Genomic DNA, 21,509 nt, shown 5'->3' with positions numbered 1-21,509 from the left:
AACGGCCTTTTAGACAATATGTTATAATACGGATTGAACGGCTGTTCTCCGATTGTATCCGGGTGACAGCCGTGTTTTATTCTGCGCTTGGACAATCCTGACGTCCCGTGACCAGGGGCTTGATATCTAAAATCGGTGTTCCATCAATCATGTCGATATGTTTGACCGCAATGTGTCCTTCGTCTTTATTGGTCACCTCAACAATACTCATGCCAATGGCATTGGGACGGATGGGCGAGCAAATGCTGAACACTCCCCTGGAAGACAACCGATGGGGCGGGGTTTGGAACAGATATTCTGAATTAAATGCCGGACTTTTGTGAAAATGGAAAAACACCATAATTTTTTGTCCGATTTCAATATCACGCAGGGCAGAAGCAAACTCAGGAAGAATCTCTAATATACCTTTTTCCTGTGATACGGACCAGTGCCGGGGCAATTTGGTTGCATTGGTTTTCACAAAACCAATGGGCGTGAAGAAAATGGGTGTATGGTTTGTCATTATAAACACCTATATTTGTTTACGGCTTGTTGCTTTCCTTTCAGGGTTAAGAAGATGTCAACTTAACACAGATGCCGGGTCTCGTACACGGTAAACTGCATTTTGAAAAAGGCTGATCAATTCTCCTTGACCATTCAGGCGGCATTAGGGATTATTGTCAATATAAAAAAGAAAGTCTTTTAATGGCAATGGCATGTGAAGTAATAATCGCTTGTGGACCAAAATATATCGAAAGGTTTTTATGAAATCATCCACGCTCTTTTCTATAAATATAAACAAGAAAATCGGCATTATTTTTTTGATACTGATTTTTTTCGCCATGTCCCAGACTAATCCGGCTTTGTCGGAAAATCGTGTAAATTTGAATTTTAAACCTGTTGCGTTTGATCTTAACACGGTTGAAAATCAGTTGACGGAACTGATGGCTGACTGGGAGGAAACCGCATTTACCGTAGATGATGTACTGGTCCGACACGTCAGCTATTTTATCAAATATTACACGGTTCAGCATGTGGATAAATCAAACAAGATCATCCGGCGAAGCGAAAAATACCTGCATTACATAAAAAAAACATTTAAGAAATATGGCATTGCCGAAGAAGTTGCCTTTGCTCTGCCGTTTGTGGAAAGCGGTTTTAATACCGATGCACGGTCCGATGCCGGAGCATTGGGGATGTTTCAGTTTCTTGACGGCACCGCCATTCATTATGGCTTGGAGATCATGGACAATGGACTGGATGAGAGAACGAATTATAAAAAATCAGCTGTGGCATGTGCCAAATACCTGCGGAACAATCGCAGGGTATTTGCCAGCACGGTATTAAGTATAGCCAGTTACCACCACGGCACCCAACTGGTCACGGATGTGTTATTGAACTGTGGTGACGATCCGGGAAGGACATTCGGTCCGATTTTTAAAAGCAGCATTTTGGGACCCTTTTCCAGGGAGTATATCCCCCAGTGCCTGGCTGCAGCATTGATATACCGTTATCTTAAGCAAAATAGATTGGTCATGCTTCCGGTCCCCGGGTTTGAGTCCAAAATCCTTCAGGCCGGAACGTCGGTTAAATCTCTAAAAAAGAAGAGCCCAAGCCTATATCAATTGAATCCGGACCTTCAACATGCAACATCAATTTATCCGTATGCCGTCAGCAACGGGTATATCCTGCTGACAAAAATAGGGAAACCTGCGTTGACGGCTAAAATGGTCAGAACGTATCCGGATTGGGCGAAAAATCCTGATCCGAATCCGGACTCCGGCAGCACAAAAATAAAAGGGCTGCCAAAGACAATTCATTATGTTGTCCAGACCCACAATGACCTGTCCGGCATTTCCGGCATTTTTGGCACCAGCGTGAAAGTGCTTAAATTTGGAAACCGGTTTTTAGTAAAGCAGGATGGGTTGCATTCCGGCGATGTGATTAAAATTAATGGCATGGCCCCGACCACCCGGGTGTTGGACGGAGACAGCATAGTCTGCGGCAAACCCGGGGCATTGGCCACCCGGGAAGATGAAACCCTGGAGGCATTTTGTAAACGAGTGGTCAAAACCATTCGTGCGGATTGTGCTTCGTGCCCCTGGCAGATGGGGGCAAATTTAAGTCCTGCTCTTATTTACTATTGGAATCATGATGTGCTGGGGGCCATTCAGCCTGACACGCCCCTGGCAGGGGGCTTAAGCCTGAAGATTTATTCAGATTATAGATGGCATAAAACACCTGTAGTTAGCCAGGTACCTTAGGCTTTGCCGAAGATACCTGGCTAACGGTGCCCATTCATCGGTGCCGATGCATTAAGGACTGCAGCTTAAATAACTTAAACGAAATAGCTTGCCTTTTGGCCCATCTACTTCGTTGCATCAAAGGCCCAATAGGCCCGCTATTCAACCTTTAATGCGCCTTGTAGATGAATCAATATTCGGCGTTATTTCTGCCCAATTTATTTAATCTGCGGTCCTAATCCTTAATGGTGTCGGCATAGATCTCAATTACATGTTTGACCTTTACCCCGTCATGGTTCTGGGAAAGAACATCCCGGATCTGCATCATGCACGCAGGGCAGGCGGTGGCAACGGTGCCTGCCCCGCTGGCCAGGATATTCTGCCGTTTTTCCATACCGATTTGTTTGGATAAATCATAGTTCTGCAGGTTAAAACTGCCGCCGTTGCCGCAGCAGGTATCTGCTTCAGCCATCTCCACAAAGGTGCAAGCGGCATTGGCCCGGATCAGATCCCGGGGCTGGCTTTTGATTTTCAACGATTTGGCCAGATGGCAGGGATCGTGGTAGGTCACGGTGTCCCCGGCGAATTCAATGGAATGGGAACCAGCGTATGACTTCTGTGCCGGTGCCACCTGCAGAACATCCACCAGAAACTGGCTGATGTCCATGGTTTTTGGGGCCCACTGTCCGGCCCTGAATTTTTCAATGGAGTCTTTTTCCGACATCATGGGCCAGATCTCCTTAATTGTGGCCGTGCAGGTGGCGCATGGCGTAATCAGGTAATCAAACGATTCTTCAGCAAACAGGGCGGCATTGTGGGCCAGCAGGGTGTCAAAGGTATTCCGTTCACCGGATGCCAGGGCGGGAATTCCGCAGCAGGCCTGACCCTTGGGCATAAATACGCCCACCCCGTGATGTTTGAACACCTTGAGCACTGCCTTACCGATTTCAGGGTTCATCTTGTCAGTGACACAGCCCGGGAAAAATGCCACCTTCAGCCCTGAATGCCCGGCCGGGATGTTCAGCGAGGGGTAGGTCTTATGGAACGGCGTTTTGGCCAAGGGCAGAAAATGCCTGTTACCGATCACCCCGGACAGCAGTTTGGAACACCGGGTACCCTGGTTGGGGTCGGCCTTGGATGTGCCAAGATTCTGGAACCTGGCTGCCGTATCCACCAGGGCATCCATACGCTCCGGATGTTTGAGCATACCCCTGAAAATTAGTCTTTTCACCGGGGAGAGCCCGATATACTCGGTCAGCGCTGCCCGGGCTTTCAGGAAGATTTCCAGGATTTTTACCCCCGAGGGGCAGTTGGCGGCACAGGTGCCGCACATCAGACATTTTTCAATCCGGGTTTTGGCCCCCTTGGCGTCGGTGAGCATCTCTTCGGCCAGGCGCTCCAGAAGAAATATCTTGCCCCGGGCCACATCGCCCTCATTCCCGGTCTGTTTAAACACCGGGCAGACCGCCTGGCACATCCCGCACTTCATGCAGTCCGTGAGCTGGTTTTCAATCTCTTTGAGGCTTTTTGAAAGTTTGTTTAGCTCTGACATTTTATTGTCCTATGATTTTTCCCGGGTTGAGGATGTTGTTCGGGTCAATGGCGGCCTTCATGGTCCGGCAGAAGTCAATGGAGGATTGCCCCACCTCGTTTTTCATGAATCCGGCCTTAGCAATACCAATGCCGTGTTCCCCAGACAATGTTCCACCTAAGGAAAGGGCCGCGTCAAACAGGTCGGCCACACAGTTTTCCACCCGTTCCCAATGGGCGACATCTCGTCGGTCGGTCAAAAGGGTAGGGTGCAGATTGCCGTCGCCTGCATGGCCAAAGGTGCCGATGGGAATATCATACTTTAGAGCCAGTTTCTCAATGGCGCTGACCATGGCAGGAATCTGGCTTCTGGGCACGGTGGCGTCCTCCAGGACCAGGGTGGGCTTGAGCCGGGCAAGGGCGGACAGGGCTGCACGTCTGGCCTCCCACACCTTATCCTTTTCAGCATCATTCCGGGCCACCTGGATGGCACGGGCGCCAAGTTTTTTGCAAATCTGCTCTATCCTTTCGCCGTCTTCGGCCACCTGGGCGGGATGTCCGTCCACTTCAATAAGCAGCAGTGCTTTGGCGTCCCGGGGCAGGCCTACGTTTGCAAAATCCTCCACAGCATTAATGGTGAAATTATCCATGAACTCCAGGGTGCAGGGGACGATCCTGTCCGCAATGATGGCGGCCACGGTCTGGGTGGCGGTCTCCACACTGTCGTACACCGCCATCATGGCCTTGGAGGCAGCCGGCGGCGGAATCAGCTTCAGGGTAATCTCGCTGAACACGCCCAGGGTGCCTTCGGACGCCGTCATCAATCCTGCCAGGTTGTATCCGGTGACGCATTTTACGGTTTTGGACCCCGAGGTAACCTTGCGGCCCAGGGCATCAAAAAATTCCACAGCCATGACATAGTCTTTGGTCACCCCGTATTTAAATCCTCTCAGACCGCCGGCATTTTCCGCCACATTGCCGCCAATGGTGGAGACGGCCTGGCTGCCGGGATCCGGGGGATAAAATAGCCCCTTGGCCGCCACCTGGGCCGCCAGATCGGCTGTGACCACGCCAGGCTCTACCCGGACGTACATGTCGGTTTCGTTGAGTTCAATGATACGGTTCATCCGGTTGGTAAGCAGCACAATGCCGTTTTTGTTCGGGATGGTGCCCCCGGACAGGTTGGTGCCCGCTCCCCGGACCGTAACCGGGGTGCCGCTGTCGTTGCACAATGAAATCACTTTACCAATGGACTCTTTGCTGTTAGGCCTGACCACGGCGGCGGGTATGGTGGGTTCAAGAACTGCGGCATCGTATGAATAATTCTGGCGGTCAACCTCCGAGGTCATCACCCCGTTTTCCCCGCATATTTGTTGAAGTTCGCTGATTAAAGATGAAGATAAGCTCATAGGTCTTCTCCTAGAAAGTTCCTGGAAACAGGATGTAAATAAAAAGCATTCCCATGACGCCGGCGACAAATCCGTAAAGCAGACAGGGGATGATGGTGCGGCGCAGAATGGTGCCTTCCATGCCGGTCAGGCCCACAGTGGCAGATGCCGCCACCACGTTGTGCACGCAGATCATATTGCCCATGGCAGCCCCCACGGACTGCAGAGCCACAATAATAGTATGGCTGTCGCCGGTGGTCGCGGCCACGCCGTACTGGAAGTCGGCAAATAGCAGGTTGGAAACCGTGCAGGAGCCGGTGATAAAAGCGCCCAAAGCCCCTACATAGGAGGCGGCCATGGGCCATAAAGACCCGCAGAGTCCTGCCACAAATTCGGCCATGGTCAGGGGCATGGAGGAATACCCGGCCATACCGTGGCCCGATTGTTTCAGAATCTCCACCATGGCCACGGCAAAAAGCAGTGCAATGGTGGGGCTCTTCATCTTCATAACGGCATCCCTCCAGGCCAGGGCCACCTTGGGTCCGGGGATCCGGTGTATGAATATGGTCAGTATCGCCACTAACATAAAAGGCACCACGCCGGGCAGGTAAAACGGTTTCATGGCAAAATTAACGGTTTCCCAACCCAGAATTTTGGGAAAGGAGATCACAAAGGATGTCACCCATCCCTTAAAGGGCAGAAAGGAGAGTCGTGTGAGTACCAGCAGCAGGGCAATGAGAATATAGGGCGTCCAGGCGGCCAACTGGCTCATTTTAGGGGTCAGATTGTTGGAACCCGGCTCAATATCTCCCAGCCACTCTTTTTCCCAATGGGCCCGGTCGGCAAAATCCCAGGTATCTCTGGGTAGAAAAAGTTTTTTTCTGGCACCGGTGATCACCAGCCCTAAACCGATGAGTCCGCCCAGCAAAGAGGGAAACTCCGCACCAAAAAGAATAGCTGTGAACAGATAGGGAACTGCATAGCATACCCCTGCAAATACGGCAAACTTCCAGACACCTAAGCCCTCGGCCCAGGACTTATTTTTGCCGAAAAACCGGGTGAGAAAGCAGACCACAAACAGGGGCAACAGGATGGCGGCCACGGCATGAACCAGGGCGGCATAGACACCTACCTGATGCATGAAGGCTTCAAATGAGGCCACGGGCGCTCCCTGGCTGACAGCTGCGTCCACAACCGGCTTGAGATTTTTAAGCCCAAACCAGATGGGGGTGCCCACGGCCCCGAAGGTGACGGGAATGGAGTTGAGTATGAGGCAGACACACACTGCTGCCAGGGCTGGAAACCCTAACCCCAGCAGCAACGGTGCGGCAATGGCCGAAGGCGTCCCGAAACCGGCAGATCCTTCAATAAAGGCACCGAACAGGAAGGCAATGATGATGGTCTGGACCCGGCGGTCCGGGGAGATGGTTGTAAAACCGTGGGAGATGGTCTCCATGGCCCCGCTCTCCCTTAGGGTGTATAGGATGAGAACAGCACCGAACACGATGATCAGCACATTGACGGCGCTGCCGAATCCGCTCAGGGTGGAGGCGGCCACAAGACCTGCCGGCATTTTCCAAAGGGTGGCCCCAATCAGGACACAGACCAGCCATGCCAGGGGCATCGCCCGGGTGGCGGGCCATCTTAAACCCACCATAAAGATTAATACCAGGGCAATGGGAATAAACGCAATAAATGCTGATAAGCTAAGTGACAAACCACTCCTCCTTTTCATCCAAAATATGGGACCCGAGAAGCTGGATGAACGGTGTTGTTCAGTTTTATGCGTCAATCCGGGTCATTCAATGTATCTGCGACGATTCGATGGAACTATTCCCACTTGCCGCATGCCTGGTGTATATAATACAAAAATGGTGCCGACCTTCGCAACACCTTGAAAATATATGATATTTAAATTTTTGTACGTTTTTTTAGACTTGACAAACCTTTCAAAAGTCCGGAAAAACGGACTATCTAAATAGGTCAGTCTTAAAAATCAGACAATGTCTGAATCAGGGCGCCTGTCCACCTATATTTTCAAAATTTTTACCGGGTCCGCATATTACAATTGTGATTGCGTTGCCTACATTGAAATCATATTATGTCGAAATTCGCATCGCATCAAAAAAAAACAAATACACAAAGGAGGTATAATGGGAAGCTTGACGATCAGAAATGTGGACGATTCAATTAAAGCAAAATTGCGTATGGTTGCCGCCATGAATGAAAGATCCATGGAAGAAGAGGCCAGGTAAATTCTTAAAAGGTTTTTGTTGCAAAAGCGCTGTTCAGAAGGAATAGGGTCCCGAATCGCCAGCCGTTTCGCTAAAGCCGGCGGTGTCGTTTTACCTGAAATCCATCGCTCTGGACCACGCCTGTCTGCAGATTCTCAATTGGATGTGGAAAAATGATTTTGCTTGACACGAATGTGTTGTCGGAATTGATGAAACCCACGCCGAATAAACAGGTCGTATCCTGGCTGGATAAACAATCCGAGTGGGATATGTGGATCAGTTCAATAACTGTTGCTGAAATTTTTCTCGGTATCTCTCTGCTGCATGATGGGAAAAAGAAAACCATGTTATTTGAATTGGCTCAACAGATGTTTGATGAAGATTTTAAGGGCAGATGCCTACCGTTTGATGATCAGGCCGCTGTTGAATATGCAGCTATAGTATCCAAAAGAACAAGAATTGGCAGACCAGTCAGTATAGAAGATGCACAGATCGCATCAATTTCAAAAACGGCAGACCTGATTCTGGCGACTCGAAATATCAATGTTTTTATGAAATTGACGGATTGAGATTTATTAATCCCTGGGATTGACGGAGCACAATATGTGGTATCTGAGTTACTATTAAAAATATTTTAGCGTTGATACCATTATTTCCCCTGCAGAATTCATTCTCTTTTTAAATTTGAGAGTAGATGAGGACTGGAAGGGATAGTCTTGGATTCTATTCCTCCTCCTTGACATCGGGTTACAATCACAGTAGTTAAAATAAAATTTTATATGTTTTCAGTGTGTTGCATTAGGAACAATATTGCCACTTACCAAAGTAAATAATGAGTTATCGAGAGAAAAATTAAAACATGAAATCGCTTGAATATTTTAAAGGCTGCCTGATCGGCGGCGCTGTTGGGGATGCTTTAGGCGCACCAATCGAATTTATGTCTCTTGATCAGATCAAGTCTTCATTTGGGAATGAGGGATTGACCAATTATTCCGAAGCATACGGTCGGATAGGTAGCATTACGGATGATACTCAAATGACATTATTTACTGCCGAAGGCTTGATTTTATCCAAGGTCAGGCAGGGATATCAGGGAGATGCAGGTATTATTTCGGCAGTATATCATGCGCTTTTAAGATGGTTATATACCCAAGAAACAGGTCGTCAAGAACATCTCATAAAGGCTTATGGCACCTGCTCCATTATTGACGGGGTATTAACAGGACATAAAGAGCTCTTTTCACTGAGAGCACCAGGAAACAGCTGCCTGTCTGCTCTGCAATCCGGTAAATTGGGCACAATTGACAATCCTATAAATGACAGTAAGGGGTGCGGTGGGGTTATGCGTATGGCCCCGGTGGGGCTTATGTATGATGATGCAGAAAAAGCATTTCGAATAGGTTGTGAATGCGCTGCTTTGACACATGGCCATCCAACCGGATATTTGGCATCAGGAGCCTTTGCTTCGATCCTTTCCAGGTTAATTTCAGGGGAAACGCTTACCACTGCGATTGATGATTCAATTTCGATTTTGAAATGCAACACGAATAATGAAGAGACGTTAAGATCAATTGATACAGCACTTGAGCTGGCGGATAAAGCAATCCCAGGACCTGATATCATAGCGGGAATTGGGGAAGGGTGGATTGCTGAGGAAGCACTTGGTATAGGTATTTATTGCTCACTGGTTGCTGGAGATAATTTCAAAAAGGGACTTTTGTTGGCAGTCAATCATTCTGGAGATAGTGATTCAACAGGGTCCATCACTGGTAATCTCTTAGGGGCGCTCTATGGGATTGATGTCATCCCTGAAAATTGGATTCTGAATCTTGAATTGAAAAGTCTGATTGAAGAAACTGCTGTCGATTTGTTTGATCAAATAAAGTGAATTTATAGACGAATAAGAAAAATATGGGACCAGAATTCTTGATGAAATATGGAGAACCATAAACAGAACAGCAATTACAATTATAACGAAACAACCTTATATCGATTGGATAAATAGCTTTGAGGGGATAGTCGGAAATGAATATCTTCAGGTGACTACTATTTTAATTGAGCTTGGTTTTAATTTCGTCCACTGCTGGAAGTAAAGGAATTTCAAAAGATTAAGACTCATGTCGCGTTTTAGGGTCTCTTAATGGGTTGTAACTACCTTAAATATATAATAAAAGGATCCATTATGGTTGTTATGGTTGATGTCCGCATGAACCGGTCATTGCCAAAGACCTATGTTTTCAGGTATCATAAAAATTCTGCATTAACCTAAGTTTTAAATCGGGATTACCCTTTTATGACAAGATGTTACATATATATTGTCACCATGTGGCTGCTGGCGTGTACCGCTGTCTGTTGTGCCGAATCACAGGAATCTGCCGGACGCAGAAGCCAGCGGATTCTTTACCTGAACTCCTACAACAACGGGTATCCCTGGTCCGATAATATCCTTGAAGGCATCCGTTCGGTGCTCCCCGTGGAGAGCCAGAGCCTGAATTTTCAGATGGAGTATCTGGATGCCAAGCGGTATGAAAACGAACAGATGCAAACGATATTGTTCAACTATCTTAAGGCCAAGTTTGCCCGGGAGCGGTTTGATATTATCATCACTTCGGACAACAATGCCCTGGACTTTGCCTTGAAGTACCGACCAGATTTGTTTGCCGGGGTGCCTATTGTGTTTTGTGGCATCAATAACTACACCCCTTCCATGATAGAGGGACAGTCCGCCATCACCGGGATTGCAGAAACCGTGGCCTTTAAGGAGAATATGGATATCATCCGCCGTCTGCATCCCACTGCCCGGAAGATGGTGATCGTCGGCAGCAACAGCGTGACCTCCCGGGCCATTATCAGTGAAATCCGCCAGACCATTGAAGAGGAGAAAATTGACTTCTCCTTTACCTTCAGGACCGGATTTCAGCTCCAGGCACTTAAAACCGGTACGCCGGACTACCTGGCGGACCTGTCTTTGGATACGTTGCTTTATATTGTGCCTGGAGGCTCCGAAGAGGTGGACGGCAACCTTTACAGCATCCAGGAGATTGCCGCCATGATCTGCCGGGCCACAAATCGGCCCGTGTACTCTTCTTGGGAGTTTCTCATGGGGACCGGCATTGTGGGAGGCAAGCTGGCCTCGGGCCTGGCCCAGGGAAAGGCCGCTGCCCGGCTGGCCCTGCGTATCCTGGACGGAGAAGATCCGGCCCTGATTCCGGTGAAAACTGCCGAAGGCCACGCCTATACTTTTGATCATAACGTACTCAAACGCCTGGGGGCGGATATGTCTTTGCTGCCGGTTGGCAGTAGAATCATCAATGAACCCTATGATTTCTACCGGCTTAACCGGGGGATTTTTTGGCTTATTATCTCAGGCCTCTTGGTGCTGGCCTGCATGGTGGTTCTTCTGGCCGTCAGCATAACCCAGAAAAAAAGGGCCAACCAGGCCATGGAAAAATCCAAGATGCAGCTTCAGTTGATCCTGGACAATATTCCCCATCTGGTTTTCTGGCAGGATGTGAACCTTAACCTGGTGGATGTGAACCTCTCATTTCTCAAGTTTTTCAGAATTCGGGACAAAGCCGACATCATCAACCGAGATATTTCATCGGTGCCGGACCTGGCCTACACCGCCGAAGAGTCCAGGCAACTGGGGCGTGAAGTGCTTGAAACCGCCGCCCCGTTCCATGCCCGACTGCTGAAAATCCAGCGCAACGACCAGGAACAGGTGTGGCTGGAGATCAACAAAGTCCCGTTGCTTGATAATAAAAACCGGGTGGCCGGCGTGCTGAGTACGGCCGAGGATATCACCAAAAAGATCAATTTGGAAAAACAGCTGGGCCAGGCCCAGAAGATGGAGGCCTTGGGCATTCTTTCCGGGGGCATCGCCCATGATTTTAATAACATCCTGACCTCCATCATTAACTCGGCCGAACTTGCCATGGACGATGTACCTGAAGATTCCTTGACCCACAAGGATCTCGAGCGGGTGCTTTCGGCTGGCAAACGGGGTGCGGAGCTGGTAAAACAGATCCTTACCTTCAGCCGACCCGGCCATGTCCGGTTCAGAAAACTCGATTTGGCCCGGGTGGTTAAAGACGCCATGGCCTTGGTGGAGATATCGCTTCCCGGCAACATCGAAGTGGTCAAAACCATGGCCCAGGGCAAGTTCATGTGTCGGGGGGATGCCATCCAGATTCATCAGGTAGTGATGAACCTGTGTACCAACGCTTTTCAGGCTTTGGGAGGGAAAAGCGGCCGCATCGAAGTAAAATTGGATGAACGTATTTTAATAGATCCCGAACCGGGCAACGATGATCACTTTAACCTGCCTCCGGGTCATTATGTTGAACTGACCGTCTCGGACAACGGTCCCGGCATTGATCCTGAAATCCTGGATAAGGTGTTTGATCCTTTTTTCTCCACCAAGGGTAAAAACTTCGGATCAGGCCTGGGGCTTTCTATGGTTCACGGTATTGTCCAGGGCCATAACGGGGCCATTTCACTGACTAGCAAGGCCTATGACCTGACCCGCTTTACGGTACTTTTACCCCGTATAGACCAGGTGGAAGATGAGGATCGGCTGGTTGAAAACAACATTTGCCTGGGGCAGGGCACGATTCTTTTTGTGGAGGATGATCCGGAACAGCGGCAAAGCGTGCCCCGGATCATTGAAAAGTTGGGCTACCTGGTCACTGCCGCAGATAGCGCAAGCCAGGCTCTGGAACTGATTCGACAAAATCCGTCAGGCTTTGACCTGGTTATCACCGACTATGACATGCCAAAATTTTCCGGCCTGGAACTGGCCCGGCAACTGGTCCGGATATTGCCCGGCCTGCCCGTGATCATGGTGTCGGGACGAAATGTGGAGTTCAGCCGACAGGAGTCGTCCAATATCAAGAATTTCATTGTAAAACCCTATGACAAGGCAATCTTATCCCGGGGCATCAACGATGTACTTTGCGCCCCGGCAAGATCCAATTGAGGCATCCATGGCATTGATTTTAATTATAGATGACGACAATGATTTCTGTGGCACCATGAAAAGCCTGGTGCTTCGCATGGAACATGATTTTCTGGCCGCAGGCACCTTGGAACAGGGCATCCGGATTCTTGGAGAACAGGCCGTAGATATCCTGTTGCTGGACGTGGGCCTTCCCGATGGCAACGGGCTTGAGGGGTTGTCCCGGATCAAGGAGGCATCCAAATCCAGCCCCGAAATATTTATCATCACCGGTCTGGGTGATCCGGCCGGGGCCGAGACTGCCATTACTGAAGGGGTCTGGGACTATATTGTCAAACCCACCTCCATCAAGGAGACCCGGGCCAGTCTCACCCGGGCATTGAAATACCGGCAGGAAAAGCAGCGCCGGCACCAGGCCGTGAGCCTGGATCTGGATCGTATTGTCGGTCGGTCGGCCCCCATGCGCAAATGTTTTGAGATCATGGCCCAGGGGGCTGGGTCCAGCGCGCCCGTGCTCATCACAGGAGAAACCGGAACCGGCAAGGAGCTTTTTGCCCAGACCATCCATGCCAACAGCCTGAGAAAAGACAAAGGCTTTATTGTGGTGGACTGCGCTTTTTTAACTGAAACCCTTATGGAAAGTACCCTGTTCGGCCACCGGAAGGGGGCATTCACTGGAGCGGTGGAGCGCCGGGACGGTCTTGTGAAACTGGCGGACCAGGGAACCTTGTTCCTGGATGAGGTGGGGGAGATGCCCCTGTCCGCCCAGAAATCCTTTTTGCGCATCCTCCAGGAGAAACGGTTTCGTCCTTTGGGGGATGCCAAAGAGACCACCAGCGACTTTCGCCTCATGGCCGCTACCAACCGGGACCTGGACGTCATGGTTGAAAACGGTACTTTTCGCAGGGATCTGCTCTACCGTCTTCGCACCATCCATCTGCCCCTGCCGCCTTTACGCCGACGGGGCCGGGACATTGAGACGCTCACCCGGTTTAAAGTCAGTCAACTTTGCGAGGTAAACAACCTGCCGCCCAAAAAAATAGAGCAGGGCTTTTTTGATACCTTGAACGCCTACCCCTGGCCTGGTAATGTCAGGGAACTTTGTAATGTAGTTGAAACCGCATTTGTGGCCTCAGGCAGCGAAGCCATCCTTTACACCATGCACCTGCCGGGTGAGGTCAGAATCCAGGTGGCCCGGGCATCTATTGAAAAGGGACAGTTGTCCCAAGTGCCTGAAGACAATCTTACCAACCCTGTCGTCTCTTTTCAGGGCAACATTCCCGGTTTCAAAGCATGGAAACAGAAAATGGAGCGGCACTACCTGGAGCAGATCATTGCCGCCACCAACGGGGATGTAAAACGCATCCTCAACCTGTCTGGTCTGTCCAAATCCCATTTCTATTCTTTGGTTAAAAAATACGGCGTCGAGATATAGGCTAAAGCAACTTTTTTTCAGTTACAATCCGTTACTTGATTTAGCGTCACGCATGATATAGGTATGGAAAAATATCAAATAAGATTTGGGCGGGATGACAGATTATGGAAAGATACTTGCTGGTAATTGTGGTGGGGACGATTGGGGGCCTTTTGGCACAACGCTTTAATGTGCCTGGTGGTGCCGTTGTCGGATCCATGCTGTTCTCTGGGATGACGGTTCTGTTTTTACCCAAGGGGATTGTGCTGCCGTCATCTGTGGGTACAGGCATACAAATTATTTTGGGCATCACCCTTGGGGTCACTGTTGACCGGTCCCTTTTGACTTTGGGGGTCAAGATAATGCCCATGGCAATTTTGAGCACCATTATTCTTTTGACGGTGGCTGTGTGCATGGCGTTTCTTGCCAACAAGCTTGGGCTGGTGGATTTTGGTACGGCCCTGTTCGGCTTTTCTCCAGGGGGCATGACGGGCATGGCCATTTTAGCCCAATCCGAAAATCATAATGGTTCGTTCGTGGCATTTTTTCATTTGGTGAGAATATTCACGCTTTTTCTTGTCATTCCACTGCTCGTAAAGGTGGTGATGTATTTACAGCATAAGGGGATTCTCTAACTTTGATCCGCCGCCGCTTTTTTTTCTTCCAGTTCTTCCCAGCGTGAATAAAGCTTTTGGACCAGAGACTGGGCCTGCTCAAGTTTTTTACAGGTGTCTGCTAAAAGGGCAGAGTTCTGGATGACGTCAGGGTGCTGGACCTGTTCGGAAAAGTCTTTAACACGTTGTTCGGCATCCATAATTTTTTCTTCTATCTGTTCCAATTCGTATTTGTCTTTAAAGGAAAATAACCGTTTTTTGGATGGGGCCGGTTTGGTCGCCTCTTTTTTGATTTTTTCACCCATTGGCTGCTGGGATTTTTCCCGGGCAGTCCGTGCCTTGAGAATCTGGCCGAAATCTCTGTAAAACTGAGGCGTTTCAGTGTTATCCAGATAGAGCATGCGGTGGCAGACCCGGTCCATGAGATACCGGTCATGGGAGACAATGATCACTGCACCTTCAAATTCTTTGATGGAGGTTTCCAATACCTCAAGGGAGAGGATGTCAAGGTCATTGGTGGGTTCGTCCAAGAGCAGCAGATCACAGGGCTGGAGCATTATTTCAGCCAGAACGATTCTTGCCTTTTCCCCGCCGGAAAGCCGGCCCACCGGCATGTCCAGCTGGTCAGGCATGAAAAGAAATCGTTTGGCCCAGGAGACCACATGAATGGACCGGCCTTTGTAATTTACGGAATCTCCGCCGGCCGGATTTAACGCATCCCGCAGGGTCATTTTCGGGTCCAGCTGGGTGCGTTCCTGGTGGTAGACGCATGTTTTAAGGTTTTCCGCCCATTTTACAGATCCCTGGTCCGGTTCCATGCTTTGTTCGATCAGGGATAAAAAAGTGGATTTGCCGGATCCGTTATCTCCGACGATGCCCAGACAGAAACCCGGCCCCAGTTCAAAGGTAATGTTGGAAAACAGCGTTTTGTCTTTAAACCCTTTGGTCAGGTTATGCACCCTTAGCAGTTTTCTGGTCTGGCGTCCTGTGCCGGAAAAATCAATGTCCATCCGGGCGGTCTGCCGGTTTCGGGCCTTAACTTCGGACAGTTCTTTGCGCAGTTCCTCTGCCTGGTCTATCCTGTATTTGGCCTTGGTGGTTCTGGCCTTGGCTCCCTGGCGCAGCCATTGGTCTTCCCTGCGCATTTTTGATGCCAGGGAGGATTGTTTTTTCTCCTGGGCCTCCAGGTATTTGTCGCGCTCCTGTTCAAATTTGGGATAATTACCCTGGATTTTGAAAACCCCGCCCTGGTAGTACCGGGCAATTTCCATGGTGTGGGAACATACGTTTTCAAGAAATGCCCGGTCATGGGAGACGGCCACAAAAGAAAACCGGGCTGTCAAAAGTATCTGTTCAAGCCATAAAATGCCGGCAATATCCAGATGGTTGGTGGGCTCATCCAGCAAAAGCAGGTCCGGTTCCTGGCAAAAAGCCCGGGTAATGGCAAGTCGCTTGCGCCAGCCGCCTGACAGCTCTTTTGTCTTTATGGCTGCATTGGTAAATCCACTTAGGCCCAAGGCCCGGTTTACCCTGCGGTGGCGTTCTTTTTCCTGCAGATCCAGGGATGACAGACTGTTAAACAAAACCTGCTCAATGGAAAGGTCTGGGTCAAATTCATCTTCCTGGGCAAGATAGACTATGCCTTGGCCGGGCTGGATACTAACCTCTCCTTCGTCCGGGATGCTCAAACCACAGATAATTTTTAAAAGGGTGGATTTGCCGGACCCGTTCATCCCGATCAGACCCATCTTTTCCCCGGGTTTTATATCGACGCTTAAATCCGTGAATAAGGTATCATCACCATATGCTTTGCAAAGTTCTTTTACGGACACTAAAACTGTCATCAGGATCTTTCCTCCTGGGCCTTGGATGGTTTGAGGCAGCGGTATACCCGGATCATTTTAATCACGAACACCAGGGTTAAGGTCAGGCTGATCAGAATAATAAAACTTGCGGCAAAAAAGGTCATGATAAAGCTGAAAGGATCATCTAAGCCATAGGCTCCCCGGATGAGGTCAACACCGAAAACAAAGAAAAAAAGGGATATTAAAAGGCATAATACCTGAGTCGTCCACCAGAGATATTTCATTTGATGTCCTTGCAAATCAAATTAGTTTTATTTAAAATTGTCCAAAATTAAAGGTCAGGTGAAAATACAGGTTCTTAAGGAAAAAATCAAATGGCCGCAGTTTTGTGTTGGGGATAGAATTAGTCTGGGGGCTTTAAATTTCAACATTGAGGATATTTCGATAAAGAACAGGTCGTTTACCCCATCCAAAGACAATCTTGATAATCCGTGAACATGTGAAAAAGTAACCCAACCGCCACTATTTTGATCGTTCTTGCCCTGGAAAGGAAAAAGAGCAGAAAATAAACAGAAATTGCATAGTAAGAATGTAGAGGATGGAACCCTATACTACATCTTGTCGGATCGAATATCGGGTCAGCGACTAAATGGTCTAAATCTACAAGCATCGTAGCAAGCATTATTATCCATGCCTTTTTCCAATTTTCTTTAAAAAATACCCAGGCAATCAGTCCTGGAAAAGCCAGATGTAAGCTGTAGTGAGTTATCTGTTGGAAAGCACACGGCATTCTGCTGTTATCCTTGCTGGTTTAATGGATTTTAAGCATATGTATTATTTGATTTTAATCTGATCCCAAGCCTTATTTTAAGATTTTTTGGTATTTCCCCATAACGGGTCATTCCCAAATCTATCAAACCACCAGTCTTCAGGCGATCGATATTGTTCAACCTCTTTTTTTGTAAAAGAATATTTATATTGATTGCAGTAAAGACAAATTGTCTTATAAGCAGCGATCAGGTTTTTTGTCATTTCATTGCATGTTTCATTATTGCCGGGGCATTTGTCCGGATGCCACTGCATGATCAGTTTTCTGTAATTTGATTTAATTTCTTCCATTGATGCCCGCTCAGGCAGATTCAACAGTTCTTTGGCTTTAACAATATCATTATATTTAATCATTTTTTTACGCCGGTATCAGTAAATCTTATTGTCTTGTTATCCACCTATTTTATGGGAATGTTAGCCTAAAAAAGGAAATTACAATAATTGGAGAATATCCTTACCTGGCCGACTTATTCAAGAAAAATATGGGACATGATGAATTAAAATTTGAAAATAAAGTTAATCTGGACATTCGCCGGTGTCTTTTTTACAATTATATTTTGGAGACAGGTTATAAACAACCGCATGAAAGGTATATTATGAATATTAACGGAACCAATATCGGCGCATCGACCGACGCTATGAAAAAAGCGATAGAGATGCCCAATCTCATGCTTAATCTCCTTGGACAAACTTCCAAGACCGCAAGCCGGACTCTTAATACCCAAATCCCTGCAGTTCAACAGACCCCCGATCTTGCAACGATCACAGGTAAAGGTAAAATGATTGATATCATTGCTTAATATTTGAAATCTATTTTCCGGATCACCCTGTTGCGCCGAGGGCGTTGGCTATTGCATTAACACACTGCAACAGGGCAAATAGATAATGGTTTTCTTCACTTGATTCTGTTTTTTTCGCTTTGCGCCATTTTTGTAACAATTCAACTTGGGCATCGTGCAGATTATTGAGCGCCTCGGCTCTGAGTATGGTTGAGTAATAGTGATTAATGCGTCGTTCGTTAATTGGTCGTTTTAACACATCAGCCACCATCTTACGTGTTAAGTCTAGCTCATGTTTAATCATTTCCATGATTCGGTCGCGAATCGTCACCTCTTCAACCAACGAAGCATACTTCTCCATAATCCGTACATCAGTCGATGCCAGGCTGCTATCCAGATTTGTCATCACATAACGGACAAAAGGATTGTATTCAACAAAATGAAGCAAACTTTTGTACGCTTCCGGATTTTCATTTTTCAACTCATCCAAAGTAGAACCAACACCGTACCAGCTGGTAATATTGAAACGTGATTGAGACCAACTGAACACCCAGGGAATTGCCCGAAGGTCTTCCATGCTGCGCTTAGCGGTACGACGTGTCGGGCGAGAACCGATTTTACTCGATTCAATAACATCAATGGGTGTTGCCTGGGAAAAAAAGGTGATAAAATCAGGATCGGAAATAAGCTGTCGGTAATAATGAAGTCCTCGATCACCTAACTGATTGAATAAGCTTTCAATTTCCTCGCGCGTTCCTTTTGTATTTTCGTGTAACACGGTTTGTGCCGTAACACTTGAAACCATCAGCTCCAGGTTATATGCAGCATTCACCAGGTTGGCATATTTTCGTTCAATCGTCTCGCCTTGTTCTGTAACACGAAACTTACCATTGATTGATCCGTGCGGTAATGTTTTGATGAACCAATGACTGGGTCCCGCGCCACGACTGATACTGCCCCCGGTACCGTGGAAAAAACGGATTTTTACACCGTGTTTTTCGCCTGTTTTTGTCAATTCTTTCTGTGCCTGATGCAAAAGCCAGGAGCTGGCCAGGATGCCGCCGTCCTTGTTACTATCGGAATAACCGACCATTACGTCCTGGATCAATTCGGCATTGGGATTTGTCCAGGATTGCATCTGCAAACTGTTTTTTACGATCGGATGGCCCAGGTAATCGTCCATAATGCCTGGGCTACGCTTTAAGTCTTCAATCGTTTCAAAAAGCGGCACAACAGGGAGAACCGCCCCCAATCGATCGTCTTGTTTCATAATTAAACCAACTTCGCGCATGAACAGGTAAACTGTGAGCAGATCTTCCGTATTTCGGGTCATACTCACGATAAGCTTTCCGAAAGCATTGGGGCTGTAACGTTGAACATGATCACTAACGACTTGCAAGGCCCCAATTACATTTTGTCCTTCCCTATCGATGCTTTTATGGTGCACCAAAAACGGACGGTTAATTTTCAGTTCCTGATCCAAAAAAGTGCGCCTGGTCTTCTGCGACTTTTCAATCCGCGCGGCGGCTTTTGCCCCGAGCGATGCGGTAACCAATTGTTTTAAAGCCTTTTCATGATAATCACTGTTTTGGCGAATATCCAACTTTGCTAAATGGAAACCAAAGATTTTCAACAGTCGTTTCATCCGCCCAACCTCAACATGGGCGACCTGGCCGATGCCACATTTTTTCAACTCATCGTGAAGCAAGTTTAAGTCAGCAATCAAATCAATGGAACTTTTGTAACTATTCTGCTTATCTTCTAATTCAAGATTGAACTCCCGGCTCAGATCAATCGGGATTCTTTGAATCAAAATCAATACATAAGCTTTAAAGATCTCCTCGGCATGTTCTTTAAGCGTAATTTCGGCATTTACGCCAACCTTTTTTCGAAGTTCTTTAATCCGCGCAGCAAAATTCTGGCTCACGTCCGAAATATTGTGGTAAATACTCAGATTTTGCGCCAACTTTTTCAATTCATTTTTAATGATATAAAAGGCATGAATACGCAGTTTTTCGATCGTCTTTTGGGTGATTTCCGGCGTTACCAGCGGGTGCCCGTCACGGTCTCCGCCAACCCAGTTTCCAAAGGACAGCACCGGAAGTAAATCTGAGTCATTAAGCACCGTCGGATCAAATCCGGATTCTTTCCAGGCGTGACGCAACCGTTTATCCAAAATCATAACCACGCTGGGAAAAATATGGGTCAGATAGTACAGAATATTGTCCAGTTCCGACGCCAATCGCGGCTTTTCAATATAGATTTCTCCGACATGCCATAGACGATGCAAGATCTGTTTGATCTCCTGCCGAATATCCGCTTGTTCAATTCGGGTGTACATTTGGTTTTCACGTTTAACCAGCAACAGGTATAACTCTCGGTATTCCTGTAACACCACAGTGCGTTTGGCTTCTGTCGGATGTGCAGTTAAAACCGGTTCGACCAGAACATTCGGCAATACCTTTAGAATTTGGGACTCGGTGATACCCTTAGACTTTAAATATTGGAATTGATTCGCCCACAGTCCGTTCACCTGGGCCATGTCCTCATCTTCTTTATGGCGACGGCTTTGAACAGCCCCATTCACCTCCACCAGATTTAACAGCTGAAAACACATCGACATCATATGGATGTATTCATTGCTCGTTAGGTCCGAATCTGACGGAACTGTAGAATTCAGCCACGGAAGCAAAGCAACCAGCTTTTGCTGATTATTTTCCTCCAACACTTCTTTAAAGCAAGTTAATAGAAAATGAAGATCGTCATAGGGTTTGCCCAATGCATTTTTGACTTGGGTGAAGGCTGTGTTCATAGTATTGCCGACTTAATTGGTTTAGAAGATACACAAATTATGTATCAGTTCACGAAGATTGTCAAATTTGTAGAGATCTGAAATCCGCCCGGTATCCAGCATAGTGGTTATCCGCTGTTCTCGGATAAGGTTTTTTATATGAAATTTCCAATAAGTTACTGAATTACTTTCATGTTTTTTTGGGGTTGAGCCTGGGTGTTGATAGACCAGGTCGGCTATGGCCGTTAGTCAATAAGATCTTGGATAGCCTGCGTTTTATTCATCACTTTCATGGCGCAGGAAATCAATGAATTTTTTTAATGGCTTCAGATAAGGGATGATGATGATTACACAGATGGCGCCAAAAACATACTGGAGCATTGCAAACCGGTGCTCAAGAAAATCAAACCCATAGCACCAGGCCACGATGGCAGTCAGGGTGCCCAATCCTGCCGCACTGAAATTGCTGAACAGACGCATCCTTATCATATAACCGATGATGGTGCCCACCACAGGGCCTGTAACAGGCAGGGGCGCCATCACAAAGGCAAATATGCCGAGCCAGCCCCAACGTTCTATTTTTTCTTTTTTCTCCTCAGCCTTTTCTTTGAGTTTGCCCATGGCTTTTTTGATCCAGGCCGCTTTGAATATACCGCTGGTGCTCAGGACAAAGACAGCATAGGTATAGCAGACAATCAGGCATTCTAAATAAAAATTTAAGGCAATGGTGGTAAGAGGGTCAAATCCGTTAAGGATGCATAGACCAATGCCGCCGGCCCGGCTGCCTACACAGTGGGTTAGGAACACGAAAAAAGCGACCTTTGCATTGGGTTCACCCCGGACGATACCGATGGTAACAAAAAGAAGAAACAGGGCAGTCAGCAAAAAACCGATTACAAGAACCCGGCCTTCAATGGTGTTTATAAGAAATTTTTTCATCTTTAAAA

Annotated in this window: 18 protein-coding genes; 8 read left to right on the top strand and 10 right to left on the bottom strand. The window is 47.7% G+C overall.

Features of this window, described 5'->3' with window-relative positions; all coding sequences use genetic code 11:
- Window positions 1-76: 76 nt before the first annotated feature.
- Window positions 77-502, bottom strand: coding sequence for a tRNA (N6-threonylcarbamoyladenosine(37)-N6)-methyltransferase TrmO (gene tsaA / locus EYB58_RS20630; protein ID WP_111956119.1), 426 nt, complete (start codon window positions 500-502; stop codon window positions 77-79).
- Between the two features lie 241 nt (window positions 503-743).
- Between tsaA and EYB58_RS20625 the strand changes: the two genes are divergently transcribed.
- Window positions 744-2,243, top strand: a complete 1,500-nt coding sequence (locus EYB58_RS20625) for a transglycosylase SLT domain-containing protein (RefSeq protein ID WP_111956121.1) — start codon at window positions 744-746, stop codon at window positions 2,241-2,243.
- 214 nt (window positions 2,244-2,457) lie between these two features.
- Here the strand turns inward: EYB58_RS20625 and EYB58_RS20620 are convergent, their stop codons facing one another.
- The 3 genes from EYB58_RS20620 to EYB58_RS20610 are packed head-to-tail and all read right to left on the bottom strand — an operon-like array spanning window position 2,458 to window position 6,857.
- Window positions 2,458-3,774: a (Fe-S)-binding protein gene (locus EYB58_RS20620; protein ID WP_111956123.1), complete on the bottom strand. Its 1,317-nt coding sequence runs from the start codon at window positions 3,772-3,774 to the stop codon at window positions 2,458-2,460.
- A gap of 1 nt (window position 3,775) precedes the next feature.
- On the bottom strand, window positions 3,776-5,161 hold the full coding sequence (locus EYB58_RS20615; RefSeq protein WP_111956125.1) for an FAD-linked oxidase C-terminal domain-containing protein: 1,386 nt from the start codon (window positions 5,159-5,161) through the stop codon (window positions 3,776-3,778).
- 10 nt (window positions 5,162-5,171) lie between these two features.
- Entirely contained in the window at window positions 5,172-6,857 is a 1,686-nt protein-coding gene (locus EYB58_RS20610) for an L-lactate permease (protein WP_111956127.1), read from the bottom strand.
- Window positions 6,858-7,293: 436 nt separating this feature from the next.
- On the opposite strand from EYB58_RS20610, the gene EYB58_RS24920 reads away from it, so the two are divergent.
- From EYB58_RS24920 to EYB58_RS20580, 6 genes are all read left to right on the top strand, one after another.
- Entirely contained in the window at window positions 7,294-7,395 is a 102-nt protein-coding gene (locus tag EYB58_RS24920; RefSeq protein ID WP_423201847.1) for a FitA-like ribbon-helix-helix domain-containing protein, read from the top strand.
- 152 nt (window positions 7,396-7,547) lie between these two features.
- Window positions 7,548-7,943, top strand: a complete 396-nt coding sequence (locus EYB58_RS20600; protein ID WP_242637457.1) for a type II toxin-antitoxin system VapC family toxin — start codon at window positions 7,548-7,550, stop codon at window positions 7,941-7,943.
- A 290-nt stretch (window positions 7,944-8,233) separates the two neighbouring features.
- Window positions 8,234-9,262, top strand: coding sequence for an ADP-ribosylglycohydrolase family protein (locus EYB58_RS20595; protein ID WP_111956129.1), 1,029 nt, complete (start codon window positions 8,234-8,236; stop codon window positions 9,260-9,262).
- A 405-nt stretch (window positions 9,263-9,667) separates the two neighbouring features.
- Window positions 9,668-12,352 (top strand): hybrid sensor histidine kinase/response regulator, encoded by a 2,685-nt coding sequence (locus tag EYB58_RS20590; protein WP_111956131.1) that lies wholly within the window; start codon window positions 9,668-9,670, stop codon window positions 12,350-12,352.
- A gap of 7 nt (window positions 12,353-12,359) precedes the next feature.
- A complete protein-coding gene (locus EYB58_RS20585) occupies window positions 12,360-13,766 on the top strand; it encodes a sigma-54-dependent transcriptional regulator (RefSeq protein WP_111956183.1) in 1,407 nt (468 codons plus the stop codon).
- Window positions 13,767-13,870: 104 nt separating this feature from the next.
- Window positions 13,871-14,380: an AbrB family transcriptional regulator gene (locus tag EYB58_RS20580; RefSeq protein ID WP_111956133.1), complete on the top strand. Its 510-nt coding sequence runs from the start codon at window positions 13,871-13,873 to the stop codon at window positions 14,378-14,380.
- Here the strand turns inward: EYB58_RS20580 and abc-f are convergent.
- From abc-f to EYB58_RS20560, 4 genes are all read right to left on the bottom strand, one after another.
- The gene (gene abc-f, locus EYB58_RS20575) at window positions 14,377-16,203 is read right to left on the bottom strand and encodes a ribosomal protection-like ABC-F family protein (protein WP_111956135.1); all 1,827 of its coding nucleotides are present in this window, start codon (window positions 16,201-16,203) and stop codon (window positions 14,377-14,379) included. The two genes, EYB58_RS20580 and abc-f, sit on opposite strands and share 4 nt — an antisense overlap.
- On the bottom strand, window positions 16,203-16,448 hold the full coding sequence (locus tag EYB58_RS20570) for a hypothetical protein (RefSeq protein ID WP_111956137.1): 246 nt from the start codon (window positions 16,446-16,448) through the stop codon (window positions 16,203-16,205). The genes abc-f and EYB58_RS20570 overlap by 1 nt, the downstream gene beginning before the upstream one ends.
- 176 nt (window positions 16,449-16,624) lie before the next feature.
- Window positions 16,625-16,954 (bottom strand): DUF6122 family protein, encoded by a 330-nt coding sequence (locus EYB58_RS24280; RefSeq protein WP_111956139.1) that lies wholly within the window; start codon window positions 16,952-16,954, stop codon window positions 16,625-16,627.
- 77 nt (window positions 16,955-17,031) lie between these two features.
- Complete coding sequence (locus tag EYB58_RS20560; RefSeq protein WP_111956141.1) at window positions 17,032-17,346, bottom strand: J domain-containing protein; 315 nt, start codon at window positions 17,344-17,346, stop codon at window positions 17,032-17,034.
- 242 nt (window positions 17,347-17,588) lie between these two features.
- On the opposite strand from EYB58_RS20560, the gene EYB58_RS20555 reads away from it, so the two are divergent.
- A complete protein-coding gene (locus EYB58_RS20555; protein ID WP_111956185.1) occupies window positions 17,589-17,792 on the top strand; it encodes a hypothetical protein in 204 nt (67 codons plus the stop codon).
- Between the two features lie 22 nt (window positions 17,793-17,814).
- Here EYB58_RS20555 and EYB58_RS20550 read toward each other — a convergent pair whose 3' ends face one another.
- Together EYB58_RS20550 and EYB58_RS20545 are read right to left on the bottom strand one after the other, a co-directional pair.
- Window positions 17,815-20,583 (bottom strand): phosphoenolpyruvate carboxylase, encoded by a 2,769-nt coding sequence (locus tag EYB58_RS20550; protein ID WP_111956143.1) that lies wholly within the window; start codon window positions 20,581-20,583, stop codon window positions 17,815-17,817.
- A gap of 255 nt (window positions 20,584-20,838) precedes the next feature.
- Window positions 20,839-21,501 (bottom strand): small multi-drug export protein, encoded by a 663-nt coding sequence (locus EYB58_RS20545; protein ID WP_111956145.1) that lies wholly within the window; start codon window positions 21,499-21,501, stop codon window positions 20,839-20,841.
- Window positions 21,502-21,509 lie beyond the last annotated feature (8 nt).

Source organism: Desulfobacter hydrogenophilus (assembly GCF_004319545.1).
Lineage (GTDB): Bacteria > Desulfobacterota > Desulfobacteria > Desulfobacterales > Desulfobacteraceae > Desulfobacter > Desulfobacter hydrogenophilus.
This window is presented reverse-complemented; position numbering and strand designations above follow the sequence as displayed.